General features: G+C 30.6%; 15 protein-coding genes and 1 pseudogene. 1 reads left to right on the top strand and 15 read right to left on the bottom strand.

All coding sequences use genetic code 11. From position 1 onward, the window contains the following. Positions 1-56: 56 nt before the first annotated feature. From anfK to nifH (CSPA_RS15035), 4 genes are read right to left on the bottom strand one after another with little or no spacing between them, the layout of a single operon-like run. Positions 57-1,460 carry a Fe-only nitrogenase subunit beta gene (anfK, locus tag CSPA_RS15050; protein WP_015393170.1) on the bottom strand — a complete coding sequence of 468 codons (1,404 nt, stop codon included), beginning with the start codon at positions 1,458-1,460 and terminating at the stop codon, positions 57-59. Between the two features lie 15 nt (positions 1,461-1,475). Then, positions 1,476-1,826: a Fe-only nitrogenase subunit delta gene (gene anfG, locus CSPA_RS15045; protein WP_015393169.1), complete on the bottom strand. Its 351-nt coding sequence runs from the start codon at positions 1,824-1,826 to the stop codon at positions 1,476-1,478. Positions 1,827-1,840: 14 nt separating this feature from the next. Beyond that, entirely contained in the window at positions 1,841-3,409 is a 1,569-nt protein-coding gene (gene anfD / locus CSPA_RS15040; protein WP_015393168.1) for a nitrogenase iron-iron protein, alpha chain, read from the bottom strand. Between the two features lie 24 nt (positions 3,410-3,433). Beyond that, entirely contained in the window at positions 3,434-4,258 is an 825-nt protein-coding gene (nifH, locus tag CSPA_RS15035; protein ID WP_015393167.1) for a nitrogenase iron protein, read from the bottom strand. Positions 4,259-5,195: 937 nt separating this feature from the next. Here nifH (CSPA_RS15035) and CSPA_RS15030 point away from each other — a divergent pair. After that, the gene (locus CSPA_RS15030) at positions 5,196-5,822 is read left to right on the top strand and encodes a Fe-only nitrogenase accessory AnfO family protein (RefSeq protein WP_015393166.1); all 627 of its coding nucleotides are present in this window, start codon (positions 5,196-5,198) and stop codon (positions 5,820-5,822) included. A gap of 155 nt (positions 5,823-5,977) precedes the next feature. Here CSPA_RS15030 and CSPA_RS15025 read toward each other — a convergent pair whose 3' ends face one another. The 11 genes and pseudogenes from CSPA_RS15025 to nifH (CSPA_RS14975) form a co-directional block, all read right to left on the bottom strand. Then, the gene (locus tag CSPA_RS15025) at positions 5,978-6,562 is read right to left on the bottom strand and encodes a hypothetical protein (RefSeq protein WP_015393165.1); all 585 of its coding nucleotides are present in this window, start codon (positions 6,560-6,562) and stop codon (positions 5,978-5,980) included. A gap of 391 nt (positions 6,563-6,953) precedes the next feature. Then, positions 6,954-7,430 carry a hypothetical protein gene (locus CSPA_RS15020; protein WP_015393164.1) on the bottom strand — a complete coding sequence of 159 codons (477 nt, stop codon included), beginning with the start codon at positions 7,428-7,430 and terminating at the stop codon, positions 6,954-6,956. A 106-nt stretch (positions 7,431-7,536) separates the two neighbouring features. Beyond that, a pseudogene (locus CSPA_RS15015) lies at positions 7,537-7,869 on the bottom strand (IS110 family transposase); the annotation flags it as partial. 100 nt (positions 7,870-7,969) lie between these two features. After that, positions 7,970-8,278 carry a 2Fe-2S ferredoxin gene (locus CSPA_RS15010; protein ID WP_015393162.1) on the bottom strand — a complete coding sequence of 103 codons (309 nt, stop codon included), beginning with the start codon at positions 8,276-8,278 and terminating at the stop codon, positions 7,970-7,972. A 58-nt stretch (positions 8,279-8,336) separates the two neighbouring features. Beyond that, positions 8,337-11,036 carry a nitrogenase cofactor biosynthesis protein NifB gene (nifB, locus tag CSPA_RS15005; RefSeq protein WP_015393161.1) on the bottom strand — a complete coding sequence of 900 codons (2,700 nt, stop codon included), beginning with the start codon at positions 11,034-11,036 and terminating at the stop codon, positions 8,337-8,339. Beyond that, on the bottom strand, positions 11,023-12,387 hold the full coding sequence (gene nifE, locus CSPA_RS15000) for a nitrogenase iron-molybdenum cofactor biosynthesis protein NifE (protein ID WP_015393160.1): 1,365 nt from the start codon (positions 12,385-12,387) through the stop codon (positions 11,023-11,025). The genes nifB and nifE overlap by 14 nt, the downstream gene beginning before the upstream one ends. Positions 12,388-12,752: 365 nt before the next feature. Continuing rightward, the gene (nifK, locus tag CSPA_RS14995; protein WP_015393159.1) at positions 12,753-14,117 is read right to left on the bottom strand and encodes a nitrogenase molybdenum-iron protein subunit beta; all 1,365 of its coding nucleotides are present in this window, start codon (positions 14,115-14,117) and stop codon (positions 12,753-12,755) included. Next, positions 14,117-15,703 carry a nitrogenase component I subunit alpha gene (locus CSPA_RS14990; protein WP_015393158.1) on the bottom strand — a complete coding sequence of 529 codons (1,587 nt, stop codon included), beginning with the start codon at positions 15,701-15,703 and terminating at the stop codon, positions 14,117-14,119. The genes nifK and CSPA_RS14990 overlap by 1 nt, the downstream gene beginning before the upstream one ends. Before the next feature lie 18 nt (positions 15,704-15,721). Continuing rightward, positions 15,722-16,105, bottom strand: a complete 384-nt coding sequence (locus tag CSPA_RS14985; RefSeq protein WP_015393157.1) for a P-II family nitrogen regulator — start codon at positions 16,103-16,105, stop codon at positions 15,722-15,724. 24 nt (positions 16,106-16,129) lie between these two features. Next, entirely contained in the window at positions 16,130-16,456 is a 327-nt protein-coding gene (locus CSPA_RS14980) for a P-II family nitrogen regulator (RefSeq protein ID WP_015393156.1), read from the bottom strand. 98 nt (positions 16,457-16,554) lie between these two features. Next, complete coding sequence (gene nifH / locus CSPA_RS14975; protein WP_015393155.1) at positions 16,555-17,376, bottom strand: nitrogenase iron protein; 822 nt, start codon at positions 17,374-17,376, stop codon at positions 16,555-16,557. Between the last annotated feature and the right edge of the window lie 621 nt (positions 17,377-17,997).

Here is a 17,997-nt window from a genome sequence, read left to right as displayed (position 1 = left end):
TATTCACTAACAAGATCAAATAAAATTTTTAATTAAACTTACATAAAGGCAGGTTTTTACCACATATTTAGAACCCATTCTTTGTTTTTCTTGTACTCCATATCAGTAAATATAGTATTTGCCATTAATTCAGCGAGCCTCATTGCTCCTTTATACCCTACTATCGGATCTCTATACATTCCTGCACGGTCATAAACTGGGAATCCAACTCTTACCATTGGAATTTTATAATCTATTCCGATAAATCTACCTTTTGAATGACCTAATATAAGATCTAATTCTAGTCCCTCATTCTTTATTCTGTTTTCTAGTTCCCAGAAGTCTGCATTAGTAACGATTTCCATTTTGAAATTTACATTTTCTTGAAGCTTTTTAAGTTCTTCAATTCTTGGATCTTTTACATACTTGGTATTATCATCACCAAGTAAAAGCAATACTGGTTTCATTTCTAAATCCAAGCAAAATTGTGCTAATGAAATAACTAAATCTGCACTTCCATATATAGCCACTTTTTTATCTGCTAAGAACATATGTGTAAGATCTTGTATTGCATCAATTGCAACTCCACGTTCATAAGCTAAAGATTTTGGAATTGATTTTCCAGTTATTTCTTTTAATGTTTGTACAAATAAATCTGTATTTCTGATTCCTATAGGAGTTGGTCCTATTGTAGCAGGGACTTGAAACTCATCTTCTAAATATTCAGCTGCTTTTGCTCCTTCATACCTATTAAGTGCTAAAGTTGCTGTAGCATTAGCAGTATCAACTAAGTCCTCTATAGTAGTCTCGCCATGAGAAACTGTATGTTCTGCCGGCATCAATGGCGAATCAAAACTTTCAATTTCAAAGAGAACCGTAGCATCAATCTCCATTTCATTTAAAATATGCTTAATTTCTGTGACATCACCTGGATTTACCCATCCTGTAATAAGATTTAATTTTCCATTTGGCTCACTTTTTTTAGCAAAATGTTTCACAAAAGCTTCAACAGCTACATCATATCCACTTATTTGGCTGCCTTTAAAACTTGGTGTATGGACTGGAATTAAATGAACTTCTCTACCTGGATATTTTTCTTTCAATAATCCATCATTAAGCTTTCTTATTACACCATCGATATCATCACCAATAACTTCTGTTGAGCATGTTGATATAATAGGAATAACCTTAACATCTGGATATCTCATTAAAAGTACATCAACACCTTCTTCAACTCTGTTAAGAGCACCAAATACTGCTCCATCTTCATGCAAAGATGAAGATGCAATTTCAAAACTTTCTTTAAAGTGTTGTGAAAATATTAGTCTTACAAACATAACACAACCTTGTCCCCCATGTACCAATCCTATACAATCCTTAACTCCAATACTTACAAATTGAGCTCCTGCTGGCTGACATGTGAATATTGGATTGATTACACCAGCACGTTCTTTTTCTTTTATTTCTATTCCGCAAGACATTACAATCACTCCTTTCTAATAACGCGGATCAGTTAATTCCAAATTAAGCGATCCGTATATAGTTATCAAATCCATACGTTCTTTAACTTCATTCATAAGTTTTTCAATTTCTTCTTTTGTCATATCTGTAATCCATGAATATCTGCTTTTAAAAGCATCTGCTAGACATATTGCATCTACCCAGTAGCATTTATCTTCTGGTGTGTCTGTTTTAACTAGCTCACCCACTAAAAGCTGCTTTGTTTTAAGCAATATATTTTCATTTTGTCTCTCTCTATCCCATTTACGAGAATGAAATTGCCACAAACAGTTTTTCATAATATAATCTACAAGCTGATTCATTTTTTCCTTTTTAGGATCTATCATAAACTCCGCCTCCTTTATACTACATCGGTAATTTTTTCACTAGATTCCAAATGCGGATATTCTTTATCACGAATTCCTACAAGGCAATCATATTTACCTGTATATTCTCTCAAAGTCGTTGATGATACTACATCCTCACTTAGACTAGCATCTGAAATCAATCTTTGAGTTAAGAATCTATTTTCTTTAGATATTTCATCTTTGCTTATATCAATCATAGCAAGCTGATGCATTGGAGAATATATAGCATTATATATATCACGTGCAAATCTTACCCAGCCTTCATAGCCTTTCCATGGTCCATTATGATATGCATGAGCATTTAAATATGGCACTCCAAGTTTCTTGACATATTCACCAGGACGTTTGCCAGTAAATATAACATCTGGCTTTAACGTTTGTACTGCTTCTAGAGATTCCAATTCATTTGGATCATCTATTGCAAGAGCTCCTTCTTCACATCTTGAAATACCCTTTTCCATATCTCCCTGATGCCCGAACTTTGTATACACAGAAACAACTTCTACCCCCATTTCTTCATGTATTGCATGAGCCCAGTGCCAAAGCTTTGATCCGCCTGGCCATAAGCATACTTTTTTACCTTTAAGTCTTTCTTTGTACCAGTCTAGTTCAGGTTTCCAACGTGCAGTTTCTTCATCAATTATAGCTTGAGCCCTATCTTCTATTCCAAAAAACAATCCTACTTTTCTTAATGAATTAGATAATGGTTCAAAACCAAATCCATCAATATCAAGACGTGGAATACCATATCTTTGTCTAAGTTCATTACAAATATACTCTGCTGAACGAGCACATTCTAGAACATTTAAGTGAGCTTTGTGCATCCCTCTTAAATCATCATAAGAACCATTTCCTGTAAAAGTAGAAAGCACTTGTATTCCCATTCTCTTAAAGAAATCCTGCATTACTTCCTGATCACCTTGAATATTATATTCACCAACATAGTTAATGACATAATCACTAGTAATTTTAGGTTCGTATGTTCCAACTTTATTATTAATCCATGCGATATTTATTTTGTGATGTCCTCCAGATTGGCTTGGTCCTGCAAATCCTGGGGAATTACAAACAAATATATCTACATCTGGCTTTTCCTCCATAACCTCTTGAGCTACCGCCTCAATATCATCTCCTATTAAAGCAGTTCCACAAGTTTGGTAAATTGTCATTCTTTTTATATTTGGAAAAGCCTCAAAAGCTTCAATCATATTCTTCTTTAATAATTTTTCAGCTCCAAATATAATGTTTTTTTCTTTTACGTCTGTAGCAAAAGTATATTTAATTTGAAAATTATCATTGTCACTTATATAACGTTTTGTCTGCCAAGTATCATAAGTACACCCTATTGGTCCATGACTCATATGAATAACGTCTTTCATAGGTGTTCCTATAACGTGTTTAGCTCCACAATAGGCGCATCCACGTTCTGTAATACTTCCTGGAATTGTATTAAGATATCCTAATGGAAGTGCATCAGTTAAATCTTCACCTTCACCTTTTATAACTGCATGTTCTCCTCTTTCTGGAATACATTCACTACATTTAAATAAATGCTTTGGCATAATTAATTCCTCCTTTTTATTTAACTAATCAGCTATACCATATTTAACAACCATAGCTTCTAATTCATCCATTTGTAATGGTTTTGGAATAACGAACATTTCATTTTCTATTATCTTACGTGCTAATTCTCCATATTCTTTTGCTTGATTACAATCAGCATCATATTCAACAACAGTTTTCTTATTAAATTCTGCTTTTTGAACAATATTGTCACGAGGCATAAAGTGAATCATTTGTGTTCCGATTGCTGCTGTAAATTCTTCTAAAAATTCTCTTTCTCTATCAACGTTACGGCTGTTACATATAATCCCACCAAGTCTTACACCACTTTGTTTTGCATATTTAACAAGACCTTTACAGATATTATTTGCTGCATATATAGCCATCATTTCTCCTGAAGCAACGATGTAAACTTCTTGCGCTTTACCATCTCTGATAGGCATTGCAAATCCTCCACAAACAACATCACCAAGTACATCGAAGAATACAAAATCTAAATCATCTGTATATGCTCCATTTTTCTCCATTAAATCAATTGCTGTAATAACTCCACGACCTGCACATCCAACTCCTGGTTCTGGGCCGCCTGATTCAACGCATCTTATGCCAAGGAATCCTTGTTTAACAACTCTATCTACAGTAATTTTTTCTTCCCCTTCATCTCTTAGCATATCCATTAAAGTTTTTTGGTTCATTCCTCCAAGAATAAGTCTTGTTGAATCTGCTTTTGGATCACAACCATGTATAAATATATTCTTTCCATAAAAGTGCGCCATTGCACCTGCTGTATTTTGTTGAGTTGTTGATTTACCAATTCCACCTTTTCCATATATTGCTATTTTTCTCATTTTAATATTCTCCTTCCGAAATTAAATATTCATTCAAATAATTTATATAATTTTTACTTTTTAAAAAATTTAAGACTCTTACCTTTTATCAATTAAAATTTTATTGATAAAAAACACTTATTTTGGTACAATATAATAAGTGATTTTATAAGCTTGGTGCCACTAGGATTATTTATTACTATTTCCTCATGTTATATTCGTGGTATAACATGAGGTATTTTGTTTTTATTTAGATATTTACATTATATTTTTTCTAAATTACAATGAAAAAGCTTTATTTCCAATAAAATAGGTGACTTTAATAGACCTGGTGCCATAGGATTAAAATTTATCATAACTTTATACTATATTCGTGGTATGATAAAAAGTTTTTCTTGTTTTCTTTAATTCTTTAAAAAGTAACTCTTTAAGCCATAAAGCATCACTCCTTTCAATAATTAATTTATATATATCAAGACTGCCATAGTCAAGATCTCAATTTATCTTTTTTATTACACTGTAGAAAAAGATATTGAGTGTAAGTATTTTTTATTTATACTTTAAAAATTTTTCAATTATCTTATAAATATTCGTGGTATTTATAAGATAAAAAATAAGAGGCATAATTTATTAAAATAAATTAATACCTCTTTGTACAAATTATTCATACATAATATCTAGTTATTTAAATGAATCAATAACATTGATCACCTTTCATTTTCGTTAGATAATGTTATTTTTTATTTGCTTTTGTTAGTTTTTATTTGCTTTTGTTATTTGTTTTTGTTTGCTTTTATTAGTTCTTATTATACATTCACAAATTATATTGTCAATACATTTTTATAAAATTTTACTTTTTTTATATTTAATATTTGTATTGCTTTTACATTGTTAATATTCTATACTATTCAAAAATACTATTCAGTTCTAAATTTAAATTTTATTAAGGAGTGATTTTATGGATATAGTTGCAGTTTTATTAAATAATCACAAAGAAACTTGCAGTTGGCAAACTAATGGCACAGTGATATTATACGAAAAATCTAATGGAAAATGGTTAAAGGCCAAAAGCATCCCCTATGAACTTCGATTAGATGATTATGATTTGAATTTTATAAGAACTTATTATACAAATTTATTATCTGAGCTTGTTAATTGCAAAATCTTTGTAGCAAAAAAAATTTCTGGATTCTTAATAAATTTTTTAGATTTTAACGGTTTTACAATATATGAATTTACTGGAACACCTATTAATTTTTTAGATTCAATATTAGATTCCGAAAAGAGAAAACAAGAAAAGAAAATTTTTTTACAATCACAAACCATAGACATGTTTGCGCCCCAAAAAGTAGACAAATTCGGTAATTATAAGCTTGATTTATATAAAATTTTACAATCTAATGAAAAAATCACATCTAAACAACTAATAATTCCCTTTTTGAAAAAAGAGGATGTAAAAAATTTAGAAATTATCTGCGATCATATTCCCAAATGGTTTGATAAATCATTACCAGAAATAGGCTTTAATTACCAAATATCATCTAACACAAATGAATTAATGACTGTAAATATCTCCCCTTCTTAATTTATTAAATATCATATTTTTTATCTAAATGACCTTTATTTAGTAATTAAATTTCAAATAATTTATCAAATTTCCCCCAAACATGTAAATCAGCCTAGAATATTTTTTTATACTCTAGGCTATTTTAAATATCAATTTTCTAATTAAACATCTTATTATTTACCTTTAATTATATCTATATAATGAAGTATAAATTTTTCATAATTATCGAAATCTAATGGTATAAATGCTGGTGGATTTATATGTTTAGAACTTTTAATAGGCATATCCCCAGCATATATATCCGCATCTTTTTCAAATGTAATTATTTCTTCATTATTAGAATTAATTTCCCAAGGTGCTTCATAATCTAACTTACTTAAACCACCTATTATATTCTCTTTTGCCATCTCAAATAATTGATTTTCAGAAAACAAACTCATATACCTATTTTGTTTTACTGTAACAGCTATATATTTTATTTTTAATTTCAATAGATAACCATAAAAGTTTATTAATTTACCTATATTTCTAAAATCCTTGCAATATATTACACAAGTATATTTACTTAACTTAAGAAATTGTTCTTTTAGCCTCTCTTCGATATAAACTTTTCGCTTATGCTGGTTTCCAGCTCCTCCTACAAACATATTTATAATGAAATCCACCCTCACTTGAACCATGTAAAATTGGAATCGCATTTTCAATTGTAGAAATTGCAAATATGGATCCAGAAACCTTTCTGCTTGGCGTAAATTCATTACCAATTCCTCCTAATTTAAATTGATTATGCTATTTTTAATTCACCATCTGATATTTTATTTGATTTCACAATTTTACTACATCCTGCTAACATTAGAATTATCATTGATAAACATAGTATTAAAGATATTTATCACATCCTTATTAGTTTTAAAATAAAAACCTGCTAAGCAAAGTCAATACTTTTTAGCAGGTTTTCTCACCATTTTTCTTTAATAAAGATTTACACGAAAAATAGACCAATCAATATATTAAAATTTTTATTGGTCTCCTCTATGCAAATAGTTTTTCATTCTGTTATATTATTTGCTGATACACAAATTAAGAACATTGTGTATTATTTTTAGTGATATTATATTTCCACAATTGTAGTCCTTACGTATGTTTAAATTATTTGTTTACAACAATCTCCATATTGTTTTTTAAATTAGTTTTATCGACTTCTATTAATATAACCAATTTCCACGAGCCATTGAAGCCACTTATGCCATCTACTTCGTAACATCTAGATTGTTTTAAGTTTACTGTTAAAGTATTATCACTTACATTTATACTTTCAACACTATAAGAGTCTACTGATGAAGTTTGAGACGGTATTTGTAAGAATAAAACCGCCTTTTCTTTATCAGGTGATTCCATTGGAATTTCTCTTGGTGTAAAGTATTCATCCTTAAACTTCTGAAAATCGTCATTAGTCAACATGAGGATTATATCCTGCTGTATAGGTTCTGATTTTTTGTCATTTTCGCTAAATCCAATTACTTGAGAAAAAAATTCTTTAAATTCAACATTTTTGTTTGCTGAACAGCCAATTAGAAATTGAGACATAATAATAACAGTGCAGATTAATATTAACAATTTTTTCATATAAATACTCCCAATAATTTCATTTTTTCATATATAATAATCCATTATGTTCGTCATAAATTACTATTCTGTATTACTTCATACACATATTATACTGTAATTGCATTTATTTACAAGTTTTGCATATGCCAATATCAACATTGTTCTTTAACATATAATCATATACAACTGAATCCTCTATCGGTTTTATAGCATTTAAAGAAGTCATTATTTCATATCCTGTTTTTCTCAAATATGCTGATCCTCGTTTCGATATCTTTTGCCTTGTCCCTTTAAAATTACATGACTCAAATGGTGGTGCATCTATGCCCGCATAAGCTATTAAAGCTTTGCCATTATGGAATCGCCTTATATCTCCAATAGAACCTATTAATCTTGGTGCTAAAACATATCCTACTCCAGGCATTGCTCTAACTACATTATACTCAAAGTACTTCTTTTCATAACTATTTAAATCAAACTTTTAAGAAAGGCGCATAAAAAAAGATGTGCAATAACACATCTCAAATTTATAGTTGAAACTTAAACATATTTATTTTTTAAATAACTAATTCCTCCACAACTTTTCCACCTTCGATATGTTGTTCTACAATTTTTTCTACATCGTCAACTGTTACATTTCCATACCAAGTTCCTTCAGGATATACAACTACAATAGGACCTTTATTACATACTCCCAAACACCCTGTATTAGTTACCATTACTTCGTTTATTAGATCTCTGTCTTCTACTTCTTCCATAAATTTTTGTACAACTTTTACAGAATCTTTAGAATAACACATTCCTTTTTGAATTCCATTAACCCTGCAGCTTGCACAAACAAAAATATGATACTTTAAATTAATCATTTTATTCTCTCCTCTTTTTATTAAATATTTTTTAGTAAAATTAAACCCTCTTAGAGCTCTAGGCTCTTAGCATTTCTTTTAATTCTGTTCCCTTTAAAATAGCTTCAGCAGCTTTTATAACAGCTGTTTCAATTGTTTCACAAGTCATAAATACTTCTATTCCCATATTCTTAAACTTCTTTTTAGGTTCATCACCAATTCTAAGACATATTACTCCAGCGCAATCATAAACAACTTTAGATAACTTTGCAAATTTATCTTCTTCTTCCTCACAAACTTCTTTTCCATTACAATACTTTTCTACATCTCTTTTTTTTATATATTTTACATCTCCATTTTTATATTCATAAATAATAAATTCTGTGGCATGTCCAAAATGCATATCAACCCCGATTCCACTCTTTGATGCAATAGCAAATCTTAATGGCTTTTCATCAGTAACCTTATCTATAGGTTTATTAAATTTCTGAGATTGATCATCTCCAAGAAGTCCTATAGCATCAGCTCTGCATTGTTTACAATGATACATTTGCTCTAAATGTTCACCACATTTTTTTCTTAAATCCATTATCTCTTTATTGCTTGTAAGAGGCATATTTTCAAATACACTTCCCTTTACAGGTATCATTTGCATTATATTGGTAATTGAAGCACCTAAATCTTTAACTTTTTTAACTACCTCTTCTATATGGTGGTCATTGATTCCCTTTAACATTACAATGTTAACTTTGCACATTATTCCTCTATCCGCTAAATACTTAAGGCCTGATAATTGATTATTTAAAAGAATTTGTGCACCTTCTTCACCAGTATAAGTAATACCTAAATAATCCACAAATTTATATACCTTAGCAGTTATCTTAGGATCAATAGCATTCATAGTAATTGTTACATGACTTACACCTAGATCAATTAAATCTTGCGCATAAAATGGAAGCATTAAACCATTTGTTGATAAGCAGAAAGTAACTTCTGGATCATGTTCTCTTATAAGCTCAAGAGTCTTTTTAACATTATCAAAATTTGCTAGTGCATCTCCAGGACCTGCAATACCAACTACTTTTAAATTATCCATTTGAGATTTCACAAGTTTATATTTTGCAAAAGCTTCTTCTGGAGATAATACCTCTGTTGTAACTCCTGGTCTGCTTTCGTTAACACAATCAAATTTTCTCAAACAGTAATTACAGCTTATATTACACTTTGGCGCTATAGGAAGGTGCATTCTTGCATACTTATGAGCTGATGAGCAACTGAAGCAGGGATGAGTTTTTGTTTTTTCTGCTACTATTTCTTTATCTAAAACTTTTAATTCCACTTTTTTATCCTCCTTTATTGCTGCTTCATCATTTTCAATAAACTCTTCTTCAATTTTTCCTTCTTTATAATATTCATTATATAAATCTTCCCTAAAGGTAGATTCTGTTTTAGCTAACATTACATTAGCTATCTGATCACTTAAATTAAGTGAACCCTCATATCCAATGGATAAAATTCTTTGCCCACCAATTCTATCATGAATAGGGAATGCAGTTCTAACTAGTGGAACTTTGTGTTTTTCTTCTATTCTTCTACCATCAGAGCTTCCAAGCATTACATTTACATCAGCCTCTAAAACATACTTTTCTATAACCTTAAAATCAGCTTGATCTAAAATCGCACATTTATCAGCAAATAAATTATTTGAAAGTTCATCTACTTCTTTCCTTAAGCTTGCTTCGAGTCCTGGACATACATCTGCTGTTGAAATAAGCATAGGAACTGATCCATTTTCTATAGCTAATCTTGCACAAGAGTATACAAAATCTGGTTCTCCAAATATGGCTATTCTCGCCTCTGCATTGTATTTATGAGAATCAATCATGGCATCTAAATACCTTTCTCTCTCCCTTTTATACTTTTCTGGAATTGAATTTCCTGAAACTTCAGCTAATACTTTTAAAAAGATATCAGTATCTCTAAGACCTCTTGGTACATTAATTCTATAATTCTTAACTCCGAATTCTTCTTCTAAATAACTACCAACAGAATATTCTTCTTTAATAAATGTAGTTAGTTCAATAGTAGCCTTTGCACCAGCCATTAGTTCAATTTCATCTATACGTGTACCATTGCTTGGCAATCTATTATACTTTTTACTATGCCCTCCATCCAAATTTTCAGATATATCCGGAAGCAAAATATAATCAATATCAAAATCATCTAATATTTCTTTTAAATGTCTAGTATCTGCACTACTTATTGGTCCAGTAACAATATTAACTTTTTCATTTTTACCCGAATTCATTTCTACGTTTTCTACCAATGCTCTTAATGCTGTAAAATACCCACCAAATTGTGTTCCTCCATAACCTGGTGATTGAATTGGAATCAACTTAACTTTACATTCAGGATGTTTTTCATAAAATATCTTAGAAAGCCTCTTTACATCTTCCCCAATGGTTTCAGCTAAACAAGTAGTTCCTATTCCTATAACTTCTGGATTATATAATTTAATTAAATTCTCTATTCCTTTAATTAAGTTATTTTCTCCTCCATATACAGTTCCTTCTTCAGTTAGTGAAGAGGAAGCGATATCCACTGGTTCATTATAATGTGTTGCCATATGTCTTCTGATATATGTACTGCAGCCTTGAGAACCATGTAAAATCGTCATACAATTCTTGATTCCATAAAGTGCAGTAGCAACGCCCATAGGCATACACATTTTACATGGATTAACAGTTAAATTTACATAACTTTCCTTAGCTATCTTCATTCTCTTCACTCTCCTTTACATACTTCCATACTGGACTATTTATTGAAAGATTTATTTCTTTTGCAAAATTAACTGCTCCTATAAATCCTCCTAATGGATGTTTCCTTTCATGATTATGATCACAAAATGCAACTCCAAGTTTATAAGCAAGAGGCCTCTCTTTTACTCCTCCTACTAAAATATCAACATCTTGTTCTAACATAAATTTTTCCAATTCATAAGGATTTGCATCATCTAAAATAACTGTTCCATCTTTAACCAAACTGCTTATAACTTCATAATCTTCTTTTTTTCCAGTTTGAGTTCCAACCATGGCAGTATCTATTCCTAATTCATTAAATTGCTTAATTAGAGAAATCGCTTTAAAACCTCCACCAACATATATAGCTGCTTTTTTGCCTTTTAAATTTTCTTTATATAAATTTATTATAGGCATTACTTTCTCTTCTTCCTCTTTAATCAATGCCTTAGCTCTATTTAAAGTCTCTTCATCCTCAAATAAACCAGCAATTCTTAGTAATGAATTTTTAGTGTCTTCAACCCCTACAAAACTTATCTTAACGAAAGGAATTTCCATTTCAGCTTCCATTCTTTTTGCTAAATAGGTCATGGAACCTGCACATTGAACAACATTAAAACTTGCACTGCTAGCTTTTATTAACTTGTCATAACTAGCATCTCCAGTAATAGTTGATACTACATCAATGCCAATCTTTTTTAAATACTCTTTAACGATCCAAATCTCACCTGCTAAATTGAAATCACCAAGAAGATTTATCCCCTTTGTCTTAGGTAATACATTTCTTGAAAAAAGATTCATTAGAGCATTACATGCCATCTTATAACCTTTAGACTTATTTCCAGAAAAACCTGGCGCCATAACAGGTATAACAGGAACATTATATTTTTGCTCAGCCATTTTACAAACTGCTTTAATGTCATCACCTATGACTCCAACAATACAAGTTGCATAAACAAAAATTAATTTTGGATTATGCTTCTCCATAATTCCTTCTATTGCTGCTGTTAATTTCTTTTCTCCACCAAAAATTACATCTTGTTCACTTAAATCAGTTGAAAAACTATTTCTATATAAATCTTCACCGCTCGAAAGACTTCCTCTTATATCCCAAGTATAACTAGCACAACCTATTGGTCCATGAACAATGTGATATGCATCTGTTATTGGATTTAAAACTACTCTCGCTCCACAATATACACAAGCTCTTTGGCTTACTGAACCTGACACACTGTTGCCATCGCATTTCATAGAGTTTTTATTATGGCCTTCCTTAAAACATACAAAGTCCTCTCTTTCCTCAAGAAGTGAATTACTTATTTTCTTTTCCATAAGGTTTTTGCACCACCTTTCTTTATGTCTCGGATTCAAATTCTATGCTGTAATTTAAAGATAAATCTATGAATAAAACTTAAATCAGTAACAAATGAAATAAAACAATAACTGTAAACTTAAAAGTTACTTTTCTAACAAGAGCTTATTTAAAACAATAATGAAAATTATAAATTCATTAATATTAATAAATGTTTTTTATAAAAGTTGAGCAATTGAAATGATCTTATCTCATACAATTGCTCAACTCTGAGTTATACAAATTTTTAACATAGAACTTTAATATAATGATTTTTGTTAATTAATAGTTACATATTTCATATCTTTTCCATCTGCATTTACTTCACACACTATTTAATTTTGAGCTACATTACTAACTCAAAGTCTTCATCTTTTGCGTCTCTATCTTGTCTATCCATTAGAGCTCCAAGCATTAGTTCTAACAATCTCATAGCACCCTTATATCCAACATTTGGCATATATGAATGTACATATCTGTCTAACACTGGGAATCCAATTCTTATTAGTGGGATATCTTCAGCTTTAGCTATGTATTTACCATGAGTTCCACCCATTAGCAAATCAACTGTATCGTTCTTTATTAATTGATGTAATTCGAAAAGGTCAGCATTTTGTTTTGCGATACATCCTTCAACGCCAAATTCATCAAATAATGCTTTCATTTGTTTTTCAAATACATTTGATGGAGTTCCTGTAATTACATACTTAGGAATCATTCCAAGCTCTAATAAGAATTTAGATAAAGCTATAAGTTGATCTGGATCTCCATATAAAGCCACTTTCTTCTTATCATAATACGGATGAGAATCTATCATTATATCAACTAATTGTCCTCTTTCTTCTTCGATTTCATATGGGACTTGTTGTTTGCTAAATTTGCTTAATTCCATAATCAATTCGTCTGTAGAACCAATACCTATTGGCATGTTTAAAGTTGTATAAGGAACTTTATATAATTTTTCAAGTTCAGATGCACCTGCTTCTGACGCAAAACTTCCAAGTGCTAATGTTTTTTCACAATCGCCTAATTCGATAATATCTTGAATCTTTGTACCACCCTTTGGATACATTTCATATTTCCCAGTCATTGGAGCATCTAAAACTCCAGTTGTGTCCGGTAACATTGTGAAATCCACACCCATAAGTTTTAGTAATCTCTTTACTTCACGCATATCGCCAGGATTAACAAATCCAGGAATTACGCACATTTTACCATTCTTTACTCCTGTTGATTCAGCTAAACTATTAACAAAGCTTTTAACCATGTTAGAGAACCCTGTAATATGTGATCCAACATAACTTGGAGTATTAGTATATATTACGCGTTTTCCATCTGGAATACTTATATCTTCAATAAATGCATTTAAGTCATCACCTATAGTTTCTGATAAACATGTAGTGTGAACAGCTATTATTTCTGGATCATACATATCAAAGATATTTTTTACAGCAGTTTTAATATTACTTCCTCCACCAAATACGCAAGCACCTTCACTAAATGATGAACTTGTTGCTATAGCTGGTTCCTTAAAGTGTCTAGATAAAACTGTTCTATGATATGAACAACATCCTTGTGAACCATGACTATGTGGCATACATCCATGAACACCGAGAGCTGCATACATAGCACCAACTGGTTGACATGTTTTACTAGGATTAATAGTAATGGCTTCTCTTTTTTTAATTTCCTTTGGTGTTAAATCTAACATTATACTTCACCTCCAAATGTTCCTTCTAGTATAGATTCTGTCTTCCATGGAGCTACTGTGAATCCCCATGCTGGAGTATATAAACTCATAGTTACATCTCTACCGAAATTTACAGCACCATTGAATCCTGCATAAGGTCCGCTATAATCATAAGAGTGTAATTGTCTAGATAATACTCCGCCTTTTTGAATTCCGTACTTATCCTTAATACCTGAGAAGAACATATCAAGCTTCAACTGTTTAATGAATTCTTCAGTTTCAAAGTGATTTAAATCATCAACTACAACTGTTCCCTTTTTCATATCACGCATCATACCTGGATAGTATTCGAAATTAACAATTTCTTTCTTTAATTCTTCTAATTCTTCATCTGTTTTTACAGTTTTATATTTTTCTGGAATTTTTTCAACTTCTAATACTTCAATATTCTTTAAGTCAGCATCTTCAATAATAGTTGGTATTACTTCTCTACCTTCATAATCGTCTCTATGTGCAAATTCAAATCCAGCAACTAAGGTTTCCACTCCTAAATCATTTAAAAGCATTTGATAATGGTGAGATCTTGAACCTCCAACATATAATCCTGCTTTCTTACCAGTTAATTTACCTCTATAATATTCCATATCAGCTTTAATATCTTCAAGTTCTTCAGCTATAACAGCTTCTGTTCTTTCTGTGAATACTGGATCATTAAAGAATTTCGCAATGTCTCTTAAAGTTCTAACTGTACAATCAACACCTATGAAATCCACTTTTATCCATGCAGTTCCATATTGAATTTTCATCATTTCTGCGATATAATTAATTGAACGGTGACATTGAACTAGATTTAAATCTGCAGTGTGGGCTTTACGTAGATCATCAATACTACAATCACCAGTCATGATAGATATTACTTCATAGCCTATTTTCTTAAGAACTCTTTCTATTTCCCAAGCGTCACCACCTATGTTATATTCCCCAAGAATATTAACAGAGTGAGTTTTAGGTGTATAAGCTGTTGTTCCAATTACAGATTTTATCAGCTTGTTATTTGCAATATGATGACCAGCTGATTGTGATACACCTTTATATCCTTCACAAGGGAATGATATACATTCAATTCCATACAATTCTTTAGTTTCATTTGCAACAGCTGGAAGGTCATCGCCAATTAATCCAACTGGACATGTTGAACATATGAATATAGCTTTTGGATTAAATATATCAACAATTTCTTTAATTGCTTGTTTTAATTTCTTTTCTCCACCAAATACTATATCACTATCACTTAAATTTGTAGTAAAACAATATTGAATGAAACTTCCATCACCTTTTTGTGGTAGAGCCTTATTTCTTCTTGTTCCCCATGAATAATATCCACATCCTATTGGTCCATGAGTTAAAACAACGATATCCTTTAATGGTCCAAGAACAACACCTTTACACCCTGCATAACAACATCCTCTATGTGTCATAACTCCTGGTATGGTTCTTCTATTTGCATCTATTTCTTGAGTTTCTTGCTCAAGTTCTAACATATGTTTCTTTCTATTCTTGTAGACTTTAGCACTATATTTGTCTAAAACACTATCTACTTTACTCATTGACTTCACCTCCACGCTTTAAATTGCTTCTTCTCCTGCTTTTCCATCTCTAACTCTATATGTTTCTTCAACTGGTAATACAAATATTTTTCCATCTCCTGGCGTTCCAGTTGAATTTACACTTATTACAGTATCCACTACATTTTTAACTTCATCATCTTTTACTACTAAAGTAATTAATCTTTTAGGTATCAATCTACCTCTTTCTGATAAGTTTTCACCATATGAAGATGCTGGTACTTCACCTGCTTCCATATAAGCTTCAAGCAAAGCCTTATCAATCGATTTTTTACCTCTTCCAAGTACTTTTCTGCAAGTAATTGATGGGAAACCAGCTTCTGCAAGTGCTTCTTTAGTTTTATTTACTTTATTCAAACGAATAATACACATAACTTCTTTCATAAAGCTATCCCTCCTAAATTAATTTTATAATCCTGCTTTTCCACTACTTACAGTGTATACTTCTTCAATTGGTGCAACGAATATTTTACCATCCCCAAATGCACCTTTTTCTCCTGTTCTTGCATTTCTCATTATTACCTTAATAACATCATCTTTATCTTCGTCTTTAACTGCAATTAGAAGCATTTCCTTTGGAAGTTCATCATAATGGATTTCTCCAACTTTTATTCCTTTTTGTTTTCCTCTTCCGTAAACTGCCATTTTAGTTACTTCTGGAAATCCAGCATCTAATAATTCTGAAAGTACAGTACTAATCTTTTCCGGTCTTATTATCGCACGAATCATATACATATCTCTCTATCTCCTTTTATTTAATATTTTGTTTTAGATATTAATTTGAACTCATACAAAAACATTGTATGTTCTTGTATAATTTGCATTTTTTTATCTTAGATATCCATTAAACCATATTCCATTAAGATTTCCTCTAGTCTCTCTTGTTTCATTGGTTTTGGAATAACAAATAACTTGTTATTTTCAATATTTTTTGCTAAAGTTCTGTATTCATCAGCTTGATCAGCACTTGGATCAAATTCTATTACTGTTTGTTTGTGTATTTCAGCCCTTTGAACCATGTTATCTCTAGGAACAAAGTGAATTAATTGACTTCCAAGTTCTTTTGCAAAAGCTTCTAACAAATCTAGTTCCTTATCAACTTTTCTACTGTTACAGATGATTCCGCCTAATCTTACTCCACCAGTTTTAGCATATTTTTGAATACCTTTGGAAATATTGTTAGCTGCATATAATGCCATCATTTCTCCAGATGCAACGATGTATATTTCTTGAGCTTTTCCTTCTCTGATTGGCATTGCAAATCCACCACATACAACGTCTCCTAATACATCATAAAATACATAATCTAAATCTGGTGTGTAGGCTCCTAATTGTTCAAGCATTCCTATTGAAGTAATGATACCACGACCTGCACATCCAACTCCTGGTTCTGGTCCGCCTGATTCAACACATTTAATTCCACCATATCCTGGTTTTAAGATTGCATCTAATTCAATATCATCGCCTTCTTCTCTTAAAGTATCTAGAACAGTTTTTTGTGCTAAACCTCCAAGAACCAATCTTGTAGAATCTGCTTTTGGGTCACACCCCACTATCATTATTTTCTTTCCCATTTCAGCTAAAGCTGAAGTTAAATTTTGTGTGGTTGTAGATTTTCCTATACCACCCTTTCCATAAATAGCTACTTGTCTCATATTAGTATCCTCCTTTAAATTTTAATTACTATATTTTTTATTATTTATATAAATCCCAAAAAGGAAATTATATCAATTATGTGATATTTTTACTGTAGAATCTAATAAAAAAAAGAGTCTACATTTATCTAACTACAAAAGTTACAATAAACTAGACTCCTTCGCCCTTATTATAATAATGTAATGATGTAACTCATAATTCTCATAGTTTATCATACTTAAATCTTCATATTAATCATTCCATACTTACTTAATAAATTAATCTAACTATATAGATTAATAAATATTCATGATTTAACTAATATTAAAGTAAAGATTATTATAAAACTACAAATACTTGTGCATTTTTATGCATTCAATAGAATATGATATATATATGTTGCAATTATCAATGTTCAATGCTCAATTGTCAATGAAGGTTGATTTCCTTTGGAAATCTTTAAGCTTTGAAGAATTCTTTTTGCAATATATATAATAAAAAATCTAAGATTTTAGCCTCTTCCAAAAACTAAAAACTTAGACTTCATTGCCTTAATTATAATTTCTATTCTTATACTATTTTTAAAGTTGCTTTTTGTTTGCTTATTGGAATTATAATACCATAAAAAAATGATTTTGCAA

The organism is Clostridium saccharoperbutylacetonicum N1-4(HMT), from assembly GCF_000340885.1.
GTDB classification, from domain to species: domain Bacteria; phylum Bacillota; class Clostridia; order Clostridiales; family Clostridiaceae; genus Clostridium; species Clostridium saccharoperbutylacetonicum.
Note: the sequence above shows the minus strand (reverse complement) of the source record. Positions and strands in the feature narration are given on the sequence as shown.